Here is a 22478-nt window from a genome sequence, read left to right as displayed (position 1 = left end):
GCTTCCCCGCTTTGCGGACAGTGCCAGCGGCGCATGGTCAGATTGACTATCTGCCCGCATCCATAGCGCCGGCCGCAGCAGCGGTCCCGGCCATATCGGGCGCCCCTGGGCGCCTGAGCCACGCGCACCGCCAGCGGTGCACCATTCACGGCGGACACCCGCGCGCCTTTGTTTTGAGCAGCCGCGCCGCCACAACTTAGCCAGGAAATCTGGCCCGTCGTCTTTCGATACGGCAATCCGCATGGCGGCCGCTTCAGCGCGCCTGTGGCTGCGCCATGGCCTGCCGCTTTCCTGGTTTCGCTTGCATTAAGGAAACTACCATGAAAAAAATTGCGCTCCCGCTCTGTCTCGGCCTCGCCGCCGCCCACGCCCATGTTGCCCACGCTGCATCGTCGGTCGACGTGTATGGCTTGCTGGATGCGGCGCTGGTGCAGGAAAACGGTGGTATTGGCAAGATCAGCAAGCTCACCAGTGGCGTATCGGCCGGATCGCGCCTGGGCTTGCGTGGCACGGAAGATATCGGCAATGGCCTGCAAGCTGTGTTCACGCTGGAAGCGGGCTTGCTGACGGACACGGGCGGTTCCGACCAGGCGGGCCAATTGTTTGGCCGCCAGGCCTTTGTCGGTCTGAAAAGCCCGCTGGGCATGCTGACCGTGGGCCGCCAGTACAATCTGCAAAGCCAGGCGCTGACGGACGTGGCCGACCCGTTCGAGGGCGGCATGGCGGGCGCCTCGACCAATATCGCCGGTTATTCGGCTACCCGCATCGACAATACCGTGCGCTACACCTCGCCCGAATGGCGCGGCTTGACGGCGATCGCCATGTTTGGCGCAGGCGAACAGTCGGGCCTGGCCGCCGACCAGCGTTCGCTGGGCTTGTCCCTGGGCTATGTCAACGGTCCCCTGACCCTGCGCCTGGCGCGCCAGAGCCGTGGCGGCGAGCCGGGCAAGGCCAATGTGAATAACACCATTCTCGCGGGCAACTATAACTTTGGTCTGGCCACCGCCTATGCCGGCTACGGCAGCAACACGGGCGAGGGCAGTTCCATGTTCTTTGCCGAAAATCCCTATGGCGCACCGGTCGCGCCCACGGTCTCGACCGATAGCCGCGACGCCATCGTCGGCGTGGCCGTGCCGCTGGGCGCCGCTACCTTGCTGGCCTCGTTTATCCACAAGGATGACCGCAATGCCGCCAACCGCGATGCGCAGCAACTGGCCATCGGCGCCACCTATGCCTTGTCGAAACGCAGCAAGATTTACCTGGCGTATGCGCATATCCGCAACCGCAACGGCGCCGCCTATATGGTGGGCAATGCAACCGAGGTGGGCAGCGGCGACCGCGCCCTGAATATCGGTTTGCGCCACGCGTTTTAAGCTCGATGCCCGATTGTCCGTTCGCTGGCGAACGGACAATCGGGCAGCAAAGGAATATAGTCGCCACGCCTTGCAGCTGCCGTGTTACCCTGCATCGCGTGGCGGCTCTCGTTCCGACGCCTGACAACTCATCCCCTAGCTGACGACTGGAAACCAGGAATCCTGACCATGTCCAGTCCGCAGCACAATCCCTTGCAACACAACCCGAATCAAAACCATTTGCTCGCCGCCATGCTGGACGAGGATTTCGCACGCCTGGCGCCGCACCTGGAGCAAGTGCCGATGCTGCTGGGCGACGTGATTTATGACTCGGGCGACAAGCTGCACCATGTGTACTTTCCCACCACGGCCATCGTCTCGCTGCATTATTTGCTGGAAAACGGCGGTTCGTCGGAAATCGCCGGCGTGGGCAATGAAGGCATCGTCGGCGTGTCGCTGTTCATGGGCGGCGATTCCACGCCCAGCCGCGCCGTGGTGCAGACGGGCGGTATCGGCTTTCGCCTGAAGGCGCATCTGCTGATGGACGAGTTCAACCGCGCAGGGCCCGTCATGCGGCTGTTGCTGCGCTATACGCAGGCGCTCATCACGCAAATGTCGCAGACGGCCGTGTGCAACCGTCATCACTCGGTAGAGCAGCAGCTGTGCCGCTGGCTGCTGCTGACGATGGATCGCTTGCCGGACCGCGAACTGACCATGACGCAGGAATTGATCGCCAATATGCTGGGTGTGCGCCGCGAAGGCGTGACGGAAGCGGCGGGCCGCCTGCAGGTGCGCGGCTTTATCAGTTACCGGCGCGGCCATATCACCGTACAGGACCGGGCCGGGCTGGAAGGCCATGTCTGCGAATGCTACGGCGTGGTGAAGAAGGAATTTGGCCGTTTGCTGTCGGATGTGCGCCGCCGCCAGGACGTTTGAAGTGCTGTTCCCTACTGCTGTTGTTTTAACCCGGGCCATACCATGCACACCGTAAAAAATACTCCTGCGCGCTGGCCCATGGCGCTGGCCTTCACCTTCAGCGCCATCGTGCTGCTGGCCGTGGGGCTGCTGGCCTGGCATGGACCGGGCCAGACGGCAATCCTGATCGATACGCTGGTCTTGCTGTTGCTGCTGCTGTTGATCGCCGTGTACCGCCGCACGGTGGCGGCAGGTTTGCCGCGCCAGTTGCTGAAAGCAGGCGCCTTGCAGGATGCGATTTTTAACAGTGCCAATTTTTCCTGCATCGCCACCGACGTGCAGGGCGTGATCCAGATTTTCAATGTGGGCGCCGAGCGCATGCTGGGCTATGCAGCCCATGAAGTGGTCGACAGGCTGACGCCGGCCGGCATTTCCGATGCCCAGGAAATCATTGCCCGCGCGCAAGCGCTGAGTCTTGAGCTCGATACGCCGATCACGCCGGGCGTGGAAGCGCTGGTGTTCAAGGCCAAGCGCGGCATCGAAGATATTTATGAGCTGACCTACATCCGCAAGGATGGCAGCCGTTTTCCCGCCATGCTGTCCGTGACGGCCTTGCGCGACGTGCAGAGCAAGGTCATCGGTTATCTGCTGATCGGCACCGACAATACGGCCCGCAAGCAGGTCGAGGCGGAACAGGCATTGCTGGACCAGCGCCTGCAGGAGCACGAGCAGTACACGCGTTCGCTGGTCGAGTCGAACAATGTGGAACTGGAAAAGGCGCGCCAGGTGGCGGACAAGGCCAACCGCGCCAAGTCCGAATTCCTGTCCAGCATGAGCCATGAATTGCGCACGCCGCTCAATGCCGTGCTGGGTTTTGCCCAGCTGATGGCATCCGATGTGCCGCCGCCCAGCGTGCCGCAGCAGCGCTCGCTGGAGCAGATCCTCAAGGGCGGCTGGTATCTGCTGCGTCTGATTAACGAGATTCTCGACCTGGCCATGATCGAGTCGGGCAAGGTCACCATGTCGGAAGAGGCGATGTCGCTGCTCGACGTGCTGCAGGATTGCCAGGCGATGATCGCGCCACAGGCCGAAAAGCGGGGCATCAGCATGCACTTCCCCCGCTGCGGCCAGGCGTTTTATATCCATGCCGACCGCACGCGGGTCAAGCAGGTGATGATCAACCTGCTGTCGAACGCGATCAAGTACAACCAGGGAGGCGGCAGCGTGCGCGTCGAATGCCGCCAGCGCGGCCAGCGCGTGCGGACCAGCGTCACCGACAGCGGCGCGGGCCTCAGTGCCGCACAGATGGCGCAGCTGTTTCAGCCCTTCAATCGCCTGGGCCAGGAAAGCGGTACGGAAGAGGGCACGGGCATCGGCCTGGTCGTCACGCGGCAATTGGTGGAATTGATGGGCGGCGAGATCGGCGTCGACAGCACGGTCGGTGTCGGCACCACCTTCTGGGTCGAGTTCAAGGCCACCAGCGCGCCCGAGCTGGTGCTGGGCCAGGGGGAAGTGCTGCCCCTGGCGCAGGAAGACCAGGAAACCCAGCGCACCTTGCTGTACGTGGAAGACAATCCGGCCAACCTGGCGCTGGTCGAACAATTGATCGCCCGCCGCAGCGATTTGAAACTGCTGACGGCCATCGATGCGCACCTGGGCATGGACCTGGCGCGCACCTATCAGCCGGACATCATCCTGATGGATATCAACCTGCCTGGCCTGAGCGGTTTCGGCGCCTTGCGGCTGCTGCACGACGATCCGCTGACCAGCCATATTCCCGTCATGGCGCTGTCGGCCAACGCCGTGCCGCGCGACATAGAAAAAGGCTTGCAAGCGGGGTTCTTCCGCTACCTGACCAAACCGATCAAGGTAATCGAGTTCATGGATGCGCTGGACGTAGCCCTGCACCACGCGGCCGCCCACGGCCTGGCCGACGACCTTCACGCACCACGCTGATTCAGCATTTTTTAGGAATACACCATGTTGCAAGCTACCGAGATTTTGAATGCCAGCATCCTCGTCGTCGATGACCAGGAAGCCAATGTCATGCTGCTCGAGCAGATGCTGCGCAATGCCGGCTACAGCCGCATCAGCTCCACCATGGACCCGCAAGCCGTGCGCGGACTGCACCAGGAACACCGCTACGACCTGATCCTGCTCGACTTGCAGATGCCGGAAATGGATGGCTTCGAAGTGATGGAAGGCTTGCGCGACATCGAGGCGGGCAGCTACCTGCCGGTGCTGGTGATCACGGCCCAGCCAGGCCACAAGCTGCGCGCGCTGCAGGCGGGTGCCAAGGATTTCGTCAGCAAGCCGTTCGACCTGGTGGAAGTGAAAACGCGCATCCACAATATGCTGGAAGTGCGGCTGCTGTACCAGAAACTCAATGAGTACAGCAAGTCGCTCGAACTGATGGTCGATGAGCGCACGGCGGAATTGCGCGCCAGCGAAGCGCGCTTCCAGCGCTTTACGGAATTGTCGTCGGACTGGTACTGGGAGCAGGATGCGCAAGGCAAGCTGATACGTTTTTCCGGTCCCGTGGCCGAGATGCTGGGCATCGGCAGCGCCGAGGAGCCGCAGCGCTGGAACGCCGATGAGCGGGCTATGCTCGACGCCAAGATCGCTGCGCGCGAGCCGTTTCTCGACTTTATCTACAGCCGCAGCAACCCTGACGGCAGCATGCAGTACCTGCAGGTCAGCGGCGAGCCGATGTTTGACAATGGCAGCCGCTTCATCGGCTACCGCGGCATCGGCCTCGACGTCAGCGAGCGCCTGCGCCTGCGGCCAGCCTGATGTAGACTGTGCCTTGTCTGTATTGATTAACAAGGAGTGATCATGGCTGAAAAATCGCCTCCCAAATACTGGTTCCCCGCCAAGAGCTACGGCATGGGCTGGGGCTTGCCCATCGCCTGGCAGGGCTGGCTGGTGTTCCTGGCGGCGCTGCTGCTGTTCGCCTGCGGCGCCTTTCTGTTTCCGCCACAGGAATCGCTGGTGGCTTACATCGTGTATGAAGTGGCCGTCTTTGCGCTGTTGATCGGTATTTGCGCGCGCAAGGGCGAACCGACGCGCTGGCAATGGGGCAAGAAGAAATAGCCCTCACTTTGTTTGAAAGACGCTGTAGTTACAGCGTATAATTGCTCCGCTGCCGCAAGGCGGCAAACGCTAGGGGTCCTGCCTTTACTGTGGAAACACGGTGAAGCGCGGGTGAGAAATACCCTCCGAACCTGATCTGGATAATGCCAGCGAAGGGAAGCTTTAGGATGCTGCACACCCGCCCATTGTTTGATGGATTGAGCGCGCGCTGTGTGCATCCGAACCTCCTTAGCTGGCTCCAGGCTTTCAACAGTCTAGCCAAGGAGCCAAAAATGAACGCCAATCCGAAATTCCTTTCCGCCACCGCTACGGTGGACCAGGCCGCCATCGCGCCGCTGCCCAATTCACGCAAGATCTACGTCCAAGGCAGCCGTCCCGATATCCGCGTGCCGATGCGCGAAATCAGCCAGTCCGATACGGAGGCGTCGTTCGGCGGCGAGAAAAACCCGCCGATCTACGTCTACGACACCTCCGGCCCGTACACCGATCCGGAGGTGCAGATCGATATCCGCTCGGGCCTGGATACGCCGCGCCTGCCGTGGATACTCGAACGCGCCGACACGGAAGAATTGCCTGGTCCGACCTCCGACTACGGCATCGCGCGCCTGGCCGACCCCAAGCTGGCCGAGCTGCGCTTCAACCTGCACCGTAAGCCGCGCCGCGCCAAGTCCGGCGCCAATGTCACGCAGATGCACTATGCGCGCCAGGGCATCATCACGCCGGAAATGGAGTTCGTCGCCATCCGCGAAAACATGCGCCGCCAGGAGTATCTGCGCGAGCTGCGCGCGTCCGGCGCCATGGGCGAGCGCCTGGCCGACCTGATGGGTCGCCAGCATCCGGGCCAGTCGTTCGGCGCCAGCATCCCGGCCGAGATCACGCCCGAATTCGTGCGCGAGGAAATCGCCCGCGGCCGCGCCATCATCCCCGCCAATATCAACCATCCGGAAGTCGAGCCGATGATCATCGGCCGCAATTTCCTGGTCAAGATCAATGCCAATATCGGCAATTCGGCCGTCACTTCATCGATCGGCGAAGAGGTGGAAAAAATGACCTGGGCGATACGCTGGGGCGGCGACAATGTGATGGACCTGTCGACCGGTAAACATATCCACGAAACGCGCGAATGGATCATCCGTAACAGCCCCGTGCCGATCGGCACCGTGCCGATTTACCAGGCGCTGGAAAAAGTCAACGGCAAGGCCGAAGACCTGACCTGGGAAATCTTCCGCGACACCCTGATCGAACAGGCCGAGCAGGGCGTCGATTACTTCACCATCCACGCCGGCGTGCTGCTGCGCTATGTGCCGATGACGGCCAAGCGCCTGACGGGCATCGTTTCGCGCGGCGGCTCGATCATGGCCAAGTGGTGCCTGGCGCATCACCAGGAATCGTTCTTGTACACGCACTTCGAAGAGATTTGCGAAATCATGAAGGCGTACGACGTGTCGTTTTCGCTGGGCGACGGCTTGCGCCCCGGTTCCATCTACGACGCCAACGACGAAGCGCAACTCGGTGAATTGAAAACCCTGGGCGAGCTGACGCAGATCGCCTGGAAGCACGACGTGCAAGTGATGATCGAAGGCCCTGGCCACGTGCCCATGCAGCTGATCAAGGAAAACATGGACTTGCAGCTGGAGCAGTGCGGCGAAGCGCCGTTCTACACCCTGGGGCCGTTGACTACCGATATCGCGCCCGGCTATGACCACATCACGTCCGGCATCGGCGCGGCCATGATAGGCTGGTACGGCACGGCCATGCTGTGCTACGTGACGCCGAAGGAACACCTGGGCTTGCCGAACAAGGCCGATGTCAAGGACGGCATCATCACGTACAAGATTGCGGCGCATGCGGCCGACCTGGCGAAAGGCCATCCGGGCGCGCAAATCCGCGACAACGCCCTGTCGAAGGCGCGCTTTGAATTCCGCTGGGACGACCAGTTCAATATCGGCCTGGACCCGGACAAGGCGCGCGAATTCCACGACGAAACCCTGCCCAAGGATTCCGCCAAGGTAGCGCATTTCTGCTCCATGTGCGGCCCGCATTTCTGTTCGATGAAGATCACCCAGGAAGTGCGCGAATACGCAGCCGGCATCGGCATTTCGGACGATGCGGCGCTCAAGCAAGGCATGGAGGTGAAAGCCATCGAATTCGTCAGGAACGGCGCCGAGCTGTATCGCAAGGTCTGAGGCAGGCGATGGCAATGATACAGATCGTCTTGAACGGCGCACCGCACCAGGTGCCGCCGGGGCAAACCCTGGAGCAGCTGATCGCTGCGCTATCGCTGGAAAACCAGGCGCTGGCGCTGGCCGTCAACCGCAGCGTGGCGCCGCGCCGCACGTGGCCGGACACGGTCTTGCAGGCGCAGGACCAGGTGGAAATCGTCCGTGCCATCGGTGGCGGCTGAAAGGATAAGGAAAACACATGAATACGGAAACACAGAACGACCTGCTGACCATCGCAGGAAAACAGTATCAATCGCGCTTGCTGGTCGGCAGCGGCAAATACCGCGACTTGCCGCAGACGCGCGAGGCGACCGATGCGGCGGAAGCGCAAATCATCACGGTGGCGATACGCCGCGTGAATATCGGCCAGGACCCGCACGCGCCCAGCCTGCTCGACTTCGTGCCGCCCGACCGCTACACGATCCTGCCCAATACGGCCGGCTGCTATACGGCCAAGGACGCCGTGTATACGCTGCAACTGGCGCGCGAGCTGCTGGGCGGGCGCAATCTGGTCAAGCTGGAAGTGCTGGGCGATGAAAAGACCCTGTTCCCGCACATGCCGGAAACCCTGGTCGCGGCCGAAGCGCTGGTCAAGGATGGTTTTGACGTGATGGTGTACTGCAGCGATGACCCGATCCAGGCAAAAATCCTGGAAGACATCGGCTGCGTGGCCGTGATGCCGCTGGCTTCCCTGATCGGCTCGGGCATGGGCATCTTGAATCCGTGGAACCTGTCGCTGATCATCGAGCAGGCGAAGGTGCCGGTGCTGGTGGACGCGGGTGTGGGCACGGCGTCGGATGCGGCGATTGCGATGGAACTCGGTTGCGATGGCGTGCTGATGAACACGGCCATTGCCGGCGCGCGCGACCCCGTGCGCATGGCCCGCGCCATGAAACTGGCCGTGCGGGCCGGGCGCGAAGCATTCCTGGCGGGACGGATGCCAAGGAAATTTGCTGCGTCGCCGTCGTCGCCGATGGCCGGCCGCCTGGCGTGATGGCGGCTAGCCGCCAGACGGTGCTGGTGTTTGCCGGCGTCGACCCTTCGGGCGGCGCCGGCATCGCCGCCGATATCCTGGCCATTTCGGCGCAGGGGGGGCATGCGCTACCCGTGATCACGGCCCTGACGGTGCAGGACAATGACCGCGTGTATGGCGTCGAACCGGTGGCGCCCGAGCTGCTGCGGCGCCAGGCGCAGGTCTTGATCGACAAGATGGCCATCCACGCGGTGAAGATCGGCATCCCCGGCAGCGCGGCCAACGCGCGCGTCATCGCCGAACTGATAACACAGCTGCGCCAGCGCCAGCCGGGCTTGGCCGTGGTGCTGGATCCGGTGTTGGCCAGCGGCCATGGAGACGTGCTCAGCCGCGACGATGCGGTGCTGGCGCTAGCGCCTTTGCTGCCCGTCACTACCGTGTTAGTACCGAATGGACCGGAAGCCTTGAGCCTCAGCGGGCAAGTCGCGGTGGCGGATCAGGCTGCCTTTTTACAGGCGCAGGGCTGCGGGCATGTGCTGGTGACGGGGGGCCATGGCGAGGGCGACGTGGTCGTCAACCGCTGGTTCGCAGGGGAGGGCATGTGCCGCGCCTGGGCCTGGCCCCGCTTGCCCGGCGAATTTCACGGCAGCGGCTGCACCCTGGCTGCCGCCATCGCGGCGCGGCTGGCGCAGGGACAGGTGATGGCCGATGCGCTCGATGGGGCGCAAAGCTATTGCCATGCGGCACTGGCTGCTGCGTATGCCGTGGCGGCGGGGCAGGCCATGCCGCAGCGGCTCAATTATCTACAGGAGAAATGATGCGTGGACTGTATCTGGTTACTCCCAACTGGGATGACACCGACAAATTGCTGGACGTGAGCGAACAGGCCTTGCGCGCTGGCGTGGCGCTGCTGCAGTACCGCCACAAGAGTGCCGATGCGGGGCAGCGGCGCGAGCAGGCGGGCGCCTTGCTGGCGCTGGCGCGCCAATACAAGGTGCCTTTCATCGTCAATGATTTTGTCGAGCTATGTGAGCAATTGGACGCCGATGGCGTGCATGTGGGCGGTACCGACGCTTCGGTGGCGCAAGTGCGGGCACAGTTGGGCGCCGGCAAGATCGTGGGCGCTTCGTGTTATGGCGACATGGCGCTGGCCCATGCGGCACAACAGGGCGGCGCCAGTTACGTGGCTTTCGGCGGTTTTTATCCGTCGCTGGTGAAAAAATACGCGGTCACGACCGATCCCGATATCGTCTTGCAAGCCAGGCGCGAGATCGCCTTGCCCTGCGTGGTGATCGGTGGCATGACGCCCGTCAATGCGGCCCCGCTGGCCGCGCGCGGCGCCGATATGGTGGCAGCGATCAGCAGCGTGTACCAGGCTGAGGATAGTCTTATTGCTGCACAGCAATTTAATCGCTTGTTTGCGGCTTGAATTCAGGCCTGCGCGTGTGCGCGCGCAGGCTGTTTTTGCGCATAATCAGAATATAATAAGAGCATCATTCATTACCGAGGTTTCTTTACCCATGAGTCAGCCAGCCGCCGCGAAACGCCTTATCCTGATCGTTGACGATGACCAGCTCCTGTTGGAATTCCTTGGCGAAGTCCTGCGTCATGCCGGTTATGAAACGGCGCTGGCCAATTCGGCTGAAGTGGCGCTGCAATTGATTGCCCAGCGCGAGCCGGACCTGGCCCTGCTCGACATCCATATGCCGGGCATGTCCGGCCTGGAACTGGCCAAGCGCCTGCATGGCGAAACGGCCGTGCCTTTCATGTTCCTGTCCGGTAGCGGCGATAGCGAATCGGGCAAGCAGGCTGCCGCCTACGGCGCCGTCGGCTATGTCGTGAAACCGGTCGATGAAGGCCGCTTGATGCCCGCGTTTGAAGCGGGCCTGGCACGCGCCGACGATATCCGCCAGCTGCGCCGCACGGAACTGAACCTGAATGCAGCCCTGGCAGCCGGCCGCGAAACCAGCCTGGCCGTGGGCCTCTTGATGGGCAAGTTCCAGACCGACCGCAACACGGCGTTCGAAGTGCTGCGCGACCATGCCCGTTCCAGCCGCCGCAAGATCAACGAGATCGCCAACCAGCTGCTGCTGGCCGAGGAAACCCTGAACGGCCTGCATGGCGCCTTTTTGAACCGGGCCAAGACCAAGTAAGCTCCTGCACGGGCATGGCTGTTTTGCGTGCCCGTTTGTTATCATGTGAAGATGCGGCGCATTGGCGCCCGATCCCATCACGACAGGACAGACATGAAAACCAAAGCAGCAGTGGCATGGAAGGCAGGCGCGCCTTTGACGATCGAGGAAGTGGACCTGGCCGGCCCGCGCGAAGGCGAAGTACTGATTGAAATCAAGGCCACCGGCATTTGCCATACCGATTACTACACCCTCTCGGGCGCCGATCCGGAAGGCATCTTCCCCGCCATCCTGGGCCATGAAGGCGCCGGCGTGGTGGTCGACGTGGGTCCGGGCGTGAAAAGCCTGAAAAAAGACGATCACGTCATCCCGCTGTACACGCCGGAATGCCGCCAGTGCAAATTCTGCCTGTCGCAAAAGACCAATTTGTGCCAGTCGATCCGCTCCACGCAGGGCCGTGGCCTGATGCCGGATGCGACGTCGCGTTTCTCCATCGACGGTAAGCCCATTTTCCATTACATGGGCACCTCGACCTTTTCGAATTACATCGTGGTGCCGGAAATCGCCCTGGCGAAGATCCGCTCCGACGCGCCGTTCGACAAGGTTTGCTACATCGGTTGCGGCGTGACCACCGGCGTGGGCGCCGTGCTGTTTACGGCCAAGGTGGAAGCGGGCGCCAACGTGGTGGTGTTCGGCCTGGGCGGCATCGGCCTGAACGTGATCCAGGCCGCGAAAATGGTGGGCGCCGATAAAATCATCGGCGTCGACATCAACCCGGCGCGCCAGGAAATCGCCCGCAAGTTCGGCATGACGCATTTCGTCAACGCCAATGAAGTGGAAAACGTGGTCGACACCATCATCCAGCTGACCGATGGCGGCGCCGATTACAGTTTCGAGTGCATCGGCAATACCACCACCATGCGCCAGTCGCTCGAGTGCTGCCACAAGGGCTGGGGCCAGTCCATCATCATCGGCGTGGCGGCGGCCGGCCAGGAAATCTCTACCCGCCCGTTCCAGCTGGTGACGGGACGCGTGTGGAAGGGTTCGGCTTTCGGCGGCGCGCGCGGCCGCACGGACGTGCCGAAGATCGTCGACTGGTATATGGAAGGCAAGCTCAATATCGACGACCTGATCACGCACCGTTTGAAACTGGACGATATCAACCAGGGCTTTGACTTGATGAAGAGCGGTGAATCGATACGTTCCGTCGTACTGTATTAATTTACGCCGTACCACGGCGTTTTTTGCGGAGGCCTCCGACCTCCGCTTTTTTTTGCCTGGACGGTTTGCCGTCCGTCGCGCCGGCATGCAGTCCAGGCGCCCGTTTTGGCGGTTCGTCGCGTGCTGCTCGCTGTCCCTGCCTTCTGGCCTTATCTTATCCATGCCGTACCACGGCACTTTTTGCGGGGGCATCCGACCCCCGCTTTTTTTTGTCTGGACGATTTACCATTCATCGCCCCGGTTTGCGGTCCAGGCGCCCGTTTTGACCGTCCATCGCGCACTGCTGGAGAGGCGTGCCGTCCAGCGCTACAGTCCATGCTCTATCACTTTCAACGAGGCAGCCATGAGCACTCCCCACCGTTTGATCCTCAGCCTGGCCGGCATCCTTATCAGCGGCAGCGTGCTGGCCGTGCAGCCGCCGGAACCGCCCCAGCCTCCTGCCGCGCCCGCACCGGCCAGCAAGCAGATTCATGTTTTCAACAGCGCTGACGAAGGCTATGCACTGGTCGACAGCAGCAAGGACAGCGTCACCACCACGGGCAGTGGCATCGATGGCGTGCAGATCAAGCATTTGAAAGAGACGCTCAAGGGCCAGTTCCTGTGGTTCCGCGACCAGGGCAAGGCATATTTGCTGCAAGATCCCGCCTTGCTGGCCAGGATCAATGCGGCTTGGCAGCCGACGCAGGAACTGGGGCAGCAGATGAGTACCCTGGGCAAGCAAATGGGAGCGCAAGGCAAGAGCATGGGCGCCCTCGGTAAACAAATGGGTGCACAGGGCCGCAATCAATCGGCCGCCGCACGCAGCGAGAGCGAGCAAATGCAGGCGCTCGGTCGCCAGCAGGGAGAAGTGGGACGCCAACTGGGACAGGCATCACGCCGCCAGGCGCTGGCCAGCAGCGATAGCGAACGGGCAGAGGCTGACCGCGAGGTGGCGCAATTGCAGGCAAAGATGGAAAGCCTGCAAGCCCGGATGGAGCAGCATGGCGACCGCCTCGCGGCGTTGACCGATCGCGATGATACTGCGATGCAGGCCTTGTCCCGGCAAATGAAGGAAAACAGCAAGCCCATGGACGCGTTGGGCAAGCAGATGGGAGCGTTAGGCCAGCAGCAAGCGAAAGCCGCCCGGGAGGCTGACAAGGCGACGCGCGCCATCATTGCCGAAGCCTTGCGCAGTGGTAAAGCCAGGCCGGTCTGATTGCCTGCTGGTGCTTGTCGTAGGTGAGCGGTAAGCACCAGGCACCTGAGCGGCGCCGTGCTGGCGCCATTGCGCTATGCTGGGGGCACGAGCAGCCAAGACGGGAGTGCCCACCATGATGTCCCGCACCACGATAGCAGCGCAGTCCGCTTCCCTGTGCACGGCCGCGGCGCGCCCCTGGGTGCTGGCCGCCACGATACTCGCGTCCAGCATGGTGTTTATCGATGGCACGGTAGTGAACGTGGCCTTGCCCGCGTTGCAGCAGCAATTCAGGGCCAGCGCCAGTGCCGTGCAATGGGTGGTGGAATCGTACGCATTATTCCTGGCGGCATTATTGCTGGTGGGCGGCACGGCCGGCGACCGGTATGGCCGGCGCCGCGTGTTTATCTTGGGCGTGGTGGTATTTGCCGCTGCATCGGTTTGCTGCGGGTTGAGCGGCAGTGTGGACCAGCTGGTCGTTGCCCGCGCCGTGCAAGGCATCGGTGGCGCTTTGCTGGTACCGGGCAGCCTGGCCTTGATCAGCGCTTCGTTTCCGGAAAACCAGCGCGGCAAGGCGATCGGCACCTGGTCTGGCTATACGGCGATCACGGCCGCCATCGGGCCGGTGCTGGGCGGTTTCCTGATCGAACATTTTTCCTGGCGCTGGGCCTTCCTGATCAATATTCCGCTGGCGCTGCTGATCTTGCCGCTGACCTGGCGTTATGTGCCGGAAAGCCGCGATCCGAACGCGCCTGCCCGCCTCGACTGGATGGGCGCAGCCTTGGCCAGCGCCGGGCTGGCCAGCCTGGTGTACGGCTTGATCGCTTCGTCGAACCTGGGCTGGGGGCATGCCGCCGTACTGGCGGCCTTGGCTGCTGCGCTGGTGCTGCTGGCCGCCTTCGTCGTGGTCGAGCTGCGCCATCCGGCGCCCATGCTGCCGATGCACTTGTTCCGTTCGCGCGATTTCAGTGGCGCCAATCTGCTGACCTTGCTGCTGTATGCGGCGCTCGGTGGCGGCCTGTATTTCTTTCCTCTGAATTTGATCCAGGTCCAAGGCTATTCGGCATTGGCGGCGGGCGCCGCCTTGCTGCCCTTTGTCTTGCTGATGTTTTTGCTGTCGCGCTGGAGCGGCGGACTGGTCGACCGTTACGGCGCCAGGTTGCCGCTGGTGCTGGGCCCGGCGATTGCCGCGCTCGGTTTTGCCGTGTTTGCGCTGCCCGGTATCGGCGGCAGTTACTGGACCAGCTATTTTCCAGCGGTGCTGATACTGGGTTTCGGCATGTCCGTCGCGGTGGCGCCGCTGACGACGACGGTGATGAATGCGCTGGACGCCAGCCTGGCCGGCGTCGCTTCCGGTATCAACAATGCCGTGTCGCGTGTGGCGGCCTTGCTGGCGATCGCCGTGTTCGGCATCGTCATGGCGCTGGTGTTCAATAGTGTACTGAACAGCCGCCTGGGCACGGTTGCAGCAAAGCCGGCCGTGGTCGAACAGGTCAGGGCGCAGCGTGCAAGGATGGCGGCCATCGTAGTGCCGGCGCACACCAGCGCCGGGGAAGCGGCGGCACTGAAACAGGCGATTGATCTATCGTACGTCGCCGGTTTTCGCTGGGTGATGTGCTTGTCTGCCGGGCTGGCGCTGGCCAGCGCCCTGTGCGCCTGGCGTTTGATCGGCAATAAAGACGCGGGCAGGAAAAAATCCTGAGCGGCGTGCCGGTATAATCACGGCATGCAAAATCTTCTTCACAACCTGAACCCTGAACAATTGGCCGCCGTCACCTTGCCGGCGCAACATGCTTTGATCCTGGCCGGCGCCGGCTCGGGCAAGACCCGCGTGCTGACCACCCGCATCGCGTGGCTGATCCAGACCCAGCAAGTCTCGCCGCCCGGCATCCTGGCCGTGACGTTTACCAATAAAGCAGCCAAGGAAATGCTCACGCGCTTGTCGGCCATGTTGCCGATCAATACGCGCGGCATGTGGATCGGTACTTTCCACGGTCTGTGCAACCGCTTGCTGCGCACGCATTACCGCGATGCCGCCTTGCCGCAGACGTTCCAGATTCTCGATTCGCAGGATCAGTTGTCGGTGATCAAGCGCCTGTTGAAGGCGAACAATATCGATGATGAAAAATTCCCGCCGAAGACGGTGATGTATTTCATCAACAACGCCAAGGACCAGGGCTTGCGCGCCGCTGACGTGGAAGCGTATGACGCGCACGAACGCAAGATGGTGGAACTGTATCAACTCTACGATGACCAGTGCCAGCGCGAAGGCGTGGTTGATTTTGCGGAATTGCTGTTGCGCACGTATGAATTGCTGAGCCGCAACCAGCCCTTGCGTGAACACTACCAGGCGCGTTTCCGCCACATCCTGGTCGACGAGTTCCAGGATACCAATAATCTGCAATACAACTGGCTCAAATTGCTGGCCGGCCATGGCAGCCGCGATGGCGGCGCCCTGTTTGCCGTGGGCGACGATGACCAGAGCATCTATGCGTTCCGTGGCGCCAACGTGGGCAATATGAGTGCTTTCGAGCATGAGTTCCAGGTGCAAAACCTGATCAAGCTGGAGCAGAACTACCGCTCGCACGGCCATATCCTCGACAGCGCCAACTTGCTGATCTCAAACAATAGCAAGCGCCTGGGCAAGAATCTGCGCACGGATGCGGGCCATGGCGAGCAGGTGCGCGTGTATGAGGCCAGCTCCGATCTGCAGGAAGCGCAGTGGATCATCGAAGAATCGAAAAGCCTGATCGCCGATGGCGCCTCGCGCAGCGAAATTGCGATTTTGTACCGCTCGAATGCGCAATCGCGCGTGATCGAACATGCGCTGTTTTCGGCCGGCATGCCGTACCACGTATATGGCGGCCTGCGCTATTTCCAGCGCGCCGAAGTCAAGCACGCGATTGCCTATTTACAATTGATGGACAACCCGCACAACGATTCGGCTTTCTTGCGCGTGGTGAACTTCCCTACGCGCGGCATCGGCGCCCGTTCGATCGAGCAATTGCAGGCGGCGTCCGAACAATATGGCATTTCGCTGTATGCGTCCGTACCGTATGTGGCGGGCAAGGCGGGCAGTTCGCTGGCCGGCTTCGTCAAACTGATCGAAGGCGTGCGTTTTGAAACGCAGCAACTGTCCTTGCCGGAAATGGTGAGAGTGGTGCTGGAAGCGAGTACCTTGCTGCAACACTATCAGAACGAAAAGGAAGGCGCCGACCGCATCGAGAATCTGGAGCAGATGGTCAGCGCCGCCAGCCAGTTTATTTCTGAAGAAGGATTCGGCCAGGGCGCGCCCGCCCACCTGGGGCCGGCTGCGCAGGCGCAGGCGGGCGCGCCCGTGCTGAACCAGGATGGTGTCGAGATCCTCGACGCCGATGCGCCATTGCCGGCCGTGATGTCGCCGCTGTCCGCGTTCCTGTCGCACGCCTCGCTGGAAGCGGGGGACAACCAGGCGCAGGCGGGCCAGGATGCCTTGCAGATGATGACCGTGCATTCGGCCAAGGGCCTGGAATTCGACAATGTGTTTATCACGGGCCTGGAAGAGGGCTTGTTCCCGCACGAAAGCAGTTCCAAGGAAGATGGCGGCGTGGAAGAAGAGCGGCGGCTGATGTACGTGGCCATTACGCGCGCGCGCAAACGTTTATATATGAGCTTCTCGCAGACGCGCATGCTGCACGGCCAGACCCGCTACAACATGAAGTCGCGTTTCTTCGATGAATTGCCCGAGGAATCGTTGAAATGGCTGTCGCCGAAAGTGCAGGCCAACTGGTTCGGCAACCGCAAGTCGGCCTGGGACGAGGCGCCGCGCACGGTGGGCAGCCTGGGGTCGGACAATGCGATTGCGCAAAAGATCGTGCAAAAATCAGCCGGTCCCGGCTGGCGCATCGGTGAATCGGTGGCCCATGCCAAGTTTGGCGAAGGCGTGATCGTCAATATCGAAGGCGGCGGCGGCAATGCCCGCGCGCAAATCAACTTCGGCCAGCATGGCATGAAGGTGCTGGACCTGGGCATCGCCAAGCTGGAGAAGCTGGGCCGCTGACGTCAGCAACCATAAAAAAGGGGCAGCTTGTAAAAGCTGCCCCTTTTTTACATCTGGCTACCTATCCAGTCAGGTTTCCGGTTTCTCCAGCGATACCTTGCCCTCGTCGACCGGCAACCCAAAGATCTGCCGGTACGCCGCATAAAACGAGCAATGCATGACGACGGTCAAGATCATCGACAGCGGCATCATCAGCTGTACGCCCATGCTGCGGCCGGCGATTAAAAACAGCAGCTGGCTGGTGACCATGCTGATGGCGAACCAGCTGGCGCCAAACACGAGGAAGGCGGACAAGGAGCGCCAGACGGCAAAAAAGCTGAAGAACAGCGATTTGCCCAGGCTGACTTTTTTCCAGTAGATCAGTGGCGCGGCAAAGCAGAACGCCATCGCGGCCGGCACGTACAGGGCAATGGTCAGCAGCAGGGCGGAACCCATATTCGAGTTGCGCATGACATCTTCGGCCGTCTCCTTGTTCAGCTGGCCCGTCAGCAATTGCCACAAGGCGCCGCCATCGACCAGCGACGAGGCGCCGATGGCCACGATGGCCATGATGATGTAAAGCACGCCCAGCGCGAACAGCAGGGGGAAGGCGGGCTTGCGGAAGCCCGACAGCAGCAAACTGGGCAGGACGCGCTTGCCCTGGTCGATATGCAGGCAGCCTTGCACGAAGGCAACCGAGAAGACGGGCACGAGGATCACGGGCAGCAGCTGGCCCAGCAGGGGAATGATGCTGACGGCCAGCATGCAGAACATATAGCCGAGAAACAGCATCGACATGCCGCCAGGTTGCTTGCGAAACAGGGCGAAACCCTGTTTCACCCATGACCAGCCTGTACTTGCAGGTAATTTTTCCATTTTTTAAAACAATTCAGGGGCAGGTGTGGCAATACGTTCGCGCAATATGCGTTCGAAATGCGCCGGATCGTGCGGGGTCAGCATTTCCGCTACGCGCGGCTGATAATAATCGTACAGGCGCGACAGCCAGAAACGCAGCGCGGCAGCGCGCAGCATCGGCTGCCACGCCGCGTGTTCTTCGGTCGTGAACGGCCGCACGGCCTGGTAGGCGGCGAGCAGGGCGCGCACTCGTGCCTGGTCGAGCACGCCTGTTTCCAGGTGGACGCACCAGTCATTGACGGTGACGGCCACGTCGAACAGCCAGGTGTCGCAGCCGGCAAAATAAAAGTCGAAAAAGCCCGTCAGTTGTTCGCCGTCAAACATGACGTTGTTGCGGAACAGGTCTGCATGCACGGGACCGCGTGGTATCGCTTTATAGGTGTCGCAGGCGGCAAAGGCATCCTGGAAGTGGATTTCCGAGCGCAACAGATGCGCCTTGTGCTCGTCCAGGTGCGGCAGCACCAGCGGCGTGGTGGCGTTCCACCAGTCCAGTCCCCGCAAGTTGGGCTGCTGCAGCGGAAAATCCTGTGCCGCCAGGTGCATCTTCGCCAGCATGGCGCCGACAGCCGCGCAATGCACGGGTTGCGGGTCCATTTGCGAGCTGCCATCGAGCTTGCTGACGATGGCGGCCGGCTTGCCTTGCAAGGCGGTCACCAGTTGACCATCGGCATTCGGGATGGGATTGGGCACCAGCACGCCGCGCTCGGCCAGGTGGCGCATCAGCTGCAGATAAAACGGCAGTTGTTCGAAGCTCAGGTTCTCGAAGATCGTCAGCACATATTCGCCGCGCTCGGTACTCAAGAAGAAGTTACTGTTTTCGATGCCGGAAGCAATCCCTTTGAGCGCCAGCGGCTTGCCGAGTGGAAACTGTGTCATCCACTGGCCGATATCGTCCAGGTGTAGCGCGGTAAAAACTGCCATGGGAAAGAAGGTGTGAAATCCAAAAAGTCAAAAAAAGCCGGCTGCCCCGCAGATGGAGGGGCAGGGCAACAGAAAGTGCGGGTTTATTTAGTCGGTTGCGGTGGTTCTGGCGTGGTATCGGCCGCATCGTCGTCGCGCTGTTTCTGCTTTTTCTTGCCCAGGTCGAATTCCAGTACCTTCCACTGCGGGCCGCGCAGCTGGCTGTTCGTCGGGTCGCCAGGCGTGCCCGGTTTCATGTAATAGGTGCTGCCGCCGGTGCTGACTTTGACTTCGCTGACGACGCCAGCTTCGCGTTTTTCCGTAATTTGTTGACGGGGAGCTACTGGCGCGACGGTAATGGGCGCATCGCCGACTTCCTCGATCTGTTCCAGCTTCGGTGGTGCATCGCTGGGCTTGGCTGGCGTCTGGGCGCCCGCAATGGCCGAAACTGCCAACAGTGGCAGGGCCAGGAATTGCCAGAATGTGGAGGTACGCATCATGATGGGTTCGCTTCCGTGTGTGGACTGCAGCAGTGCAGGGTTATTCAGTGTATTAAATGCGATGCGATAAATTTGTCTACAGGCCATTGTAACAAACTGGTACGCAATGCTGTTTTAAAACGCTGAAATGCCCGCCCATTGCCCGCCAGTACGCATTTACAAGGCTGCTGTTGCTAAAAACAGGGTGCAGGATGGTCATAAGTGCAGCCCTAAACTCTGCGATAATTGAGTGATATTCCACCCGCCTGCGGCTTTTTTTATTCCTTGCAGGCGCGGCTCACCTTATTTTATTGGCATTATGCAAAATACCCTGCTGTTGGTCGACGGTTCCAGTTATCTTTATCGCGCTTTCCACGCGCTGCCCGACTTGCGCAGCCCGGACGGCTACCCTACCGGCGCCATGCACGGCATGGTCAACATGCTGCGCCGCCTGCGCGCCGACTACCCGGCTGCCTACATCGCTTGCGTATTCGATGCCAAGGGCAAGACTTTCCGCGATGATATGTACCCGGAATACAAGGCCACCCGCGCGTCCATGCCGGACGACTTGCGCCTGCAGATCGAACCGATCCATGAAGCCGTGCGGGCCATGGGCTGGCCGATCCTGATGGTCGAGGGCGTGGAAGCGGATGACGTGATCGGCACCCTGGCCGTGCAGGCGGCCAATGCCGGCATGAACGTGGTGGTGTCCACCGGCGACAAGGACCTGGCGCAGCTGGTCAATGGGCAAGTTACCCTGATCAATACCATGAGCAATGAAAAGCTCGACGAAGCGGCCGTGCTGGTCAAGTTTGGCGTGCCGCCGAATCGCATCATCGATTATCTGTCGCTGATCGGCGATACGGTCGACAACGTGCCGGGTGTATCGAAATGCGGTCCGAAAACGGCCGTGAAATGGCTGACGCAATACGATAGCCTGGAAGGCATCATGGAAAACGCGGCCAAGATCACGGGCGCCGTCGGTGAAAACCTGCGTACGGCCCTGCCATGGCTGCCGCAGGCGCGCGCCTTGATCACCGTCAAGACCGATTGCGACCTGGCTGGCCATATGACGACGATCAATGAATCCTTGCAAGCCAAAGGCGAAGACAAGGAAGCCTTGCTGGCCTTCTTCCAGCGCTATGGTTTCAAGGCATTATTGCGCGAACTGGGCGCCACGCCGCCGCCGATGTCGCCCGTGGGCGCGCCAGTTGCTGCCTCGAACGTGACGGGTGACATGTTTGCCGACGCTGCACCGGCCCCCGTCGCCGAGTATGAAACGGTGCTGACCGATGCCCAGCTCGATAAATGGCTGGACCTGATCGATGCCGCGCCGCTGACGGCCGTCGATACGGAAACCACCTCGCTGGAACCGATGACGGCGCAAATGGTCGGTATTTCCCTGTCCGTGGCCGAGCACGCGGCTTGCTACATTCCGCTGGCCCACGATTATGCGGGTGCGCCGGAACAGTTGTCGCGCCAGCATGTGCTGGACAAGCTGCGCCCGTGGCTGGAAGATGACAGCAAGCCCAAATTAGGCCAGAACCTGAAATACGACAGCCATATTTTCGCCAACCATGGCGTGACTTTGCGCGGCATCAAGCACGATACCCTGCTGGAATCGTATGTGTTCGAGTCGCACAAGAAACACGACATGGATAGCCTGGCCCTGCGCCACCTGAACTACACCACGATTCCGTTCGAGGACGTGTGCGGCAAGGGCGCCAAGCAAATCACCTTCAACCAGGTGGAAGTGGAGCAGGCGGCCAAATATGCGGCCGAGGATGCCGATATCACCTTGCGTCTGCACAACAATATGTGGGGCAACGTGGCCGGTGATGACAAGTTGACCTTTATTTATGAAAAGATCGAGTTGCCGACGGCGACCGTGCTGCAAAAGATCGAGCGCAACGGCGTGCTGATCGACGACGAATTGCTCAATCTCCAGTCGGCCGAGTTGGCCGTCAAGATCCTGGAACTGGAAAAGACCGCCTATGAGCTGGCCGAACAGCCGTTCAACCTGGGTTCGCCCAAGCAGATCGGTGAAATCTTCTTTGAAAAGCTGAAACTGCCGGTGGTGAAAAAAACCCCGACCGGCGCGCCGTCGACCGATGAAGAAGTGCTGCAAAAGCTGGCCGAAGATTACCCGCTGCCCAAAGTGCTGCTGGAATACCGCGGTCTGGCCAAGCTGAAATCGACCTACACGGATAAATTGCCGAAGATGATCAACGTCACCACGGGACGCGTGCATACGAATTATGCGCAAGCCGTGGCCGTGACGGGGCGCCTGGCGTCGAATGATCCGAACTTGCAGAATATTCCCATCCGCAGTGCGGAAGGGCGCCGCATCCGCGAAGCATTCATTGCACCGCCGGCCAGCAGCATCGTCTCGGCCGACTATTCGCAAATTGAATTGCGCATCATGGCGCACATCTCGGGCGATGAAGCGATGCTGCGCGCGTTCGCCGACGGCATCGATATTCACCGCGCCACCGCCGCCGAAATCTTTGGCGTACCGGCCGACGAAGTGCAAAGCGAGCAGCGCCGCTATGCCAAGGTGATTAACTTCGGCTTGATTTACGGCATGAGCGCGTTTGGCCTGGCCGGCAACCTGGGCGTGGACCGCGCGGCCGCGCAAAGTTATATCGACCGTTATTTTGCCCGTTTTTCCGGCGTGAAACAGTACATGGAAGACACGCGCCAGCAAGCCAAGGCGCGCGGCTACGTGGAAACCGTGTTTGGCCGCCGTCTGTGGCTGCCCGAAATCAATTCGCCGAACGGCCCGCGCCGCCAGGGCGCCGAGCGGGCGGCGATCAATGCGCCGATGCAAGGCACGGCCGCCGACCTGATCAAGCTGGCCATGATCGCCGTGCAAGGCTGGCTGGAGCAGGATGGCTTGCAGACCAAAATGATCATGCAGGTGCACGATGAACTGGTGCTGGAAGTGCCGGACGCGGAACTGGAACTGGTCAAGCGCAAGCTGCCGGAACTGATGGCCGGCGTGGCGCAGCTGAAAGTGCCGCTGACGGCCGAAGTAGGTATCGGCAAGAATTGGGATGAAGCCCACTGATAAGCTGTGGAGGT

Annotated in this window: 19 protein-coding genes and 1 riboswitch; of the genes, 16 read left to right on the top strand and 3 right to left on the bottom strand. The window is 61.4% G+C overall.

The window, feature by feature from the left end; all coding sequences use genetic code 11:
• The first annotated feature begins 320 nt into the window (after positions 1–320).
• The 15 genes from ACL9RI_RS20115 (at position 321) to ACL9RI_RS20045 (ending at position 17121) form a co-directional block, all read left to right on the top strand.
• Complete coding sequence (locus ACL9RI_RS20115) at positions 321–1373, top strand: porin (RefSeq protein ID WP_422728263.1); 1053 nt, start codon at positions 321–323, stop codon at positions 1371–1373.
• 168 nt (positions 1374–1541) lie between these two features.
• Positions 1542–2288, top strand: a complete 747-nt coding sequence (locus ACL9RI_RS20110) for a Crp/Fnr family transcriptional regulator (protein WP_422728262.1) — start codon at positions 1542–1544, stop codon at positions 2286–2288.
• Between the two features lie 42 nt (positions 2289–2330).
• Positions 2331–4223 carry an ATP-binding protein gene (locus ACL9RI_RS20105; protein ID WP_422728261.1) on the top strand — a complete coding sequence of 631 codons (1893 nt, stop codon included), beginning with the start codon at positions 2331–2333 and terminating at the stop codon, positions 4221–4223.
• A 24-nt stretch (positions 4224–4247) separates the two neighbouring features.
• Positions 4248–5060, top strand: coding sequence for a response regulator (locus ACL9RI_RS20100; RefSeq protein ID WP_422728260.1), 813 nt, complete (start codon positions 4248–4250; stop codon positions 5058–5060).
• A gap of 42 nt (positions 5061–5102) precedes the next feature.
• The gene (locus ACL9RI_RS20095) at positions 5103–5360 is read left to right on the top strand and encodes a hypothetical protein (protein ID WP_183680167.1); all 258 of its coding nucleotides are present in this window, start codon (positions 5103–5105) and stop codon (positions 5358–5360) included.
• 61 nt (positions 5361–5421) lie between these two features.
• Positions 5422–5535, top strand: a riboswitch (TPP riboswitch).
• A 97-nt stretch (positions 5536–5632) separates the two neighbouring features.
• Positions 5633–7546 carry a phosphomethylpyrimidine synthase ThiC gene (gene thiC, locus ACL9RI_RS20090; protein ID WP_422728259.1) on the top strand — a complete coding sequence of 638 codons (1914 nt, stop codon included), beginning with the start codon at positions 5633–5635 and terminating at the stop codon, positions 7544–7546.
• Between the two features lie 14 nt (positions 7547–7560).
• Complete coding sequence (gene thiS / locus ACL9RI_RS20085) at positions 7561–7764, top strand: sulfur carrier protein ThiS (RefSeq protein WP_422728258.1); 204 nt, start codon at positions 7561–7563, stop codon at positions 7762–7764.
• Between the two features lie 17 nt (positions 7765–7781).
• Positions 7782–8576 (top strand): thiazole synthase, encoded by a 795-nt coding sequence (locus tag ACL9RI_RS20080; RefSeq protein WP_422728257.1) that lies wholly within the window; start codon positions 7782–7784, stop codon positions 8574–8576.
• The gene (gene thiD / locus ACL9RI_RS20075) at positions 8576–9373 is read left to right on the top strand and encodes a bifunctional hydroxymethylpyrimidine kinase/phosphomethylpyrimidine kinase (RefSeq protein WP_422728360.1); all 798 of its coding nucleotides are present in this window, start codon (positions 8576–8578) and stop codon (positions 9371–9373) included. Before ACL9RI_RS20080 ends, thiD begins: the two co-directional genes overlap by 1 nt.
• The gene (thiE, locus tag ACL9RI_RS20070; RefSeq protein ID WP_422728256.1) at positions 9373–9984 is read left to right on the top strand and encodes a thiamine phosphate synthase; all 612 of its coding nucleotides are present in this window, start codon (positions 9373–9375) and stop codon (positions 9982–9984) included. Before thiD ends, thiE begins: the two co-directional genes overlap by 1 nt.
• 91 nt (positions 9985–10075) lie before the next feature.
• A complete protein-coding gene (locus ACL9RI_RS20065) occupies positions 10076–10708 on the top strand; it encodes an ANTAR domain-containing response regulator (RefSeq protein WP_183680157.1) in 633 nt (210 codons plus the stop codon).
• 93 nt (positions 10709–10801) lie between these two features.
• Complete coding sequence (locus ACL9RI_RS20060) at positions 10802–11908, top strand: S-(hydroxymethyl)glutathione dehydrogenase/class III alcohol dehydrogenase (RefSeq protein WP_422728255.1); 1107 nt, start codon at positions 10802–10804, stop codon at positions 11906–11908.
• 343 nt (positions 11909–12251) lie between these two features.
• Positions 12252–13103 carry a hypothetical protein gene (locus ACL9RI_RS20055; RefSeq protein WP_422728254.1) on the top strand — a complete coding sequence of 284 codons (852 nt, stop codon included), beginning with the start codon at positions 12252–12254 and terminating at the stop codon, positions 13101–13103.
• A gap of 115 nt (positions 13104–13218) precedes the next feature.
• On the top strand, positions 13219–14784 hold the full coding sequence (locus ACL9RI_RS20050) for an MFS transporter (RefSeq protein WP_422728253.1): 1566 nt from the start codon (positions 13219–13221) through the stop codon (positions 14782–14784).
• Between the two features lie 24 nt (positions 14785–14808).
• Positions 14809–17121: a UvrD-helicase domain-containing protein gene (locus tag ACL9RI_RS20045; protein WP_422728252.1), complete on the top strand. Its 2313-nt coding sequence runs from the start codon at positions 14809–14811 to the stop codon at positions 17119–17121.
• A gap of 69 nt (positions 17122–17190) precedes the next feature.
• Here ACL9RI_RS20045 and ACL9RI_RS20040 read toward each other — a convergent pair whose 3' ends face one another.
• The 3 genes from ACL9RI_RS20040 to ACL9RI_RS20030 form a co-directional block, all read right to left on the bottom strand.
• A complete protein-coding gene (locus ACL9RI_RS20040) occupies positions 17191–17976 on the bottom strand; it encodes a BPSS1780 family membrane protein (protein ID WP_422728251.1) in 786 nt (261 codons plus the stop codon).
• A 3-nt stretch (positions 17977–17979) separates the two neighbouring features.
• Positions 17980–18936 (bottom strand): homoserine kinase, encoded by a 957-nt coding sequence (locus tag ACL9RI_RS20035; RefSeq protein ID WP_422728250.1) that lies wholly within the window; start codon positions 18934–18936, stop codon positions 17980–17982.
• A gap of 83 nt (positions 18937–19019) precedes the next feature.
• Entirely contained in the window at positions 19020–19415 is a 396-nt protein-coding gene (locus ACL9RI_RS20030; protein ID WP_422728249.1) for a hypothetical protein, read from the bottom strand.
• 298 nt (positions 19416–19713) lie between these two features.
• Between ACL9RI_RS20030 and polA the strand changes: the two genes are divergently transcribed.
• Positions 19714–22464, top strand: a complete 2751-nt coding sequence (gene polA / locus ACL9RI_RS20025) for a DNA polymerase I (protein WP_422728248.1) — start codon at positions 19714–19716, stop codon at positions 22462–22464.
• Positions 22465–22478 lie beyond the last annotated feature (14 nt).

The organism is Janthinobacterium sp. Mn2066 (assembly GCF_049319705.1).
Lineage (GTDB): Bacteria > Pseudomonadota > Gammaproteobacteria > Burkholderiales > Burkholderiaceae_D > Janthinobacterium.
This window is presented reverse-complemented; position numbering and strand designations above follow the sequence as displayed.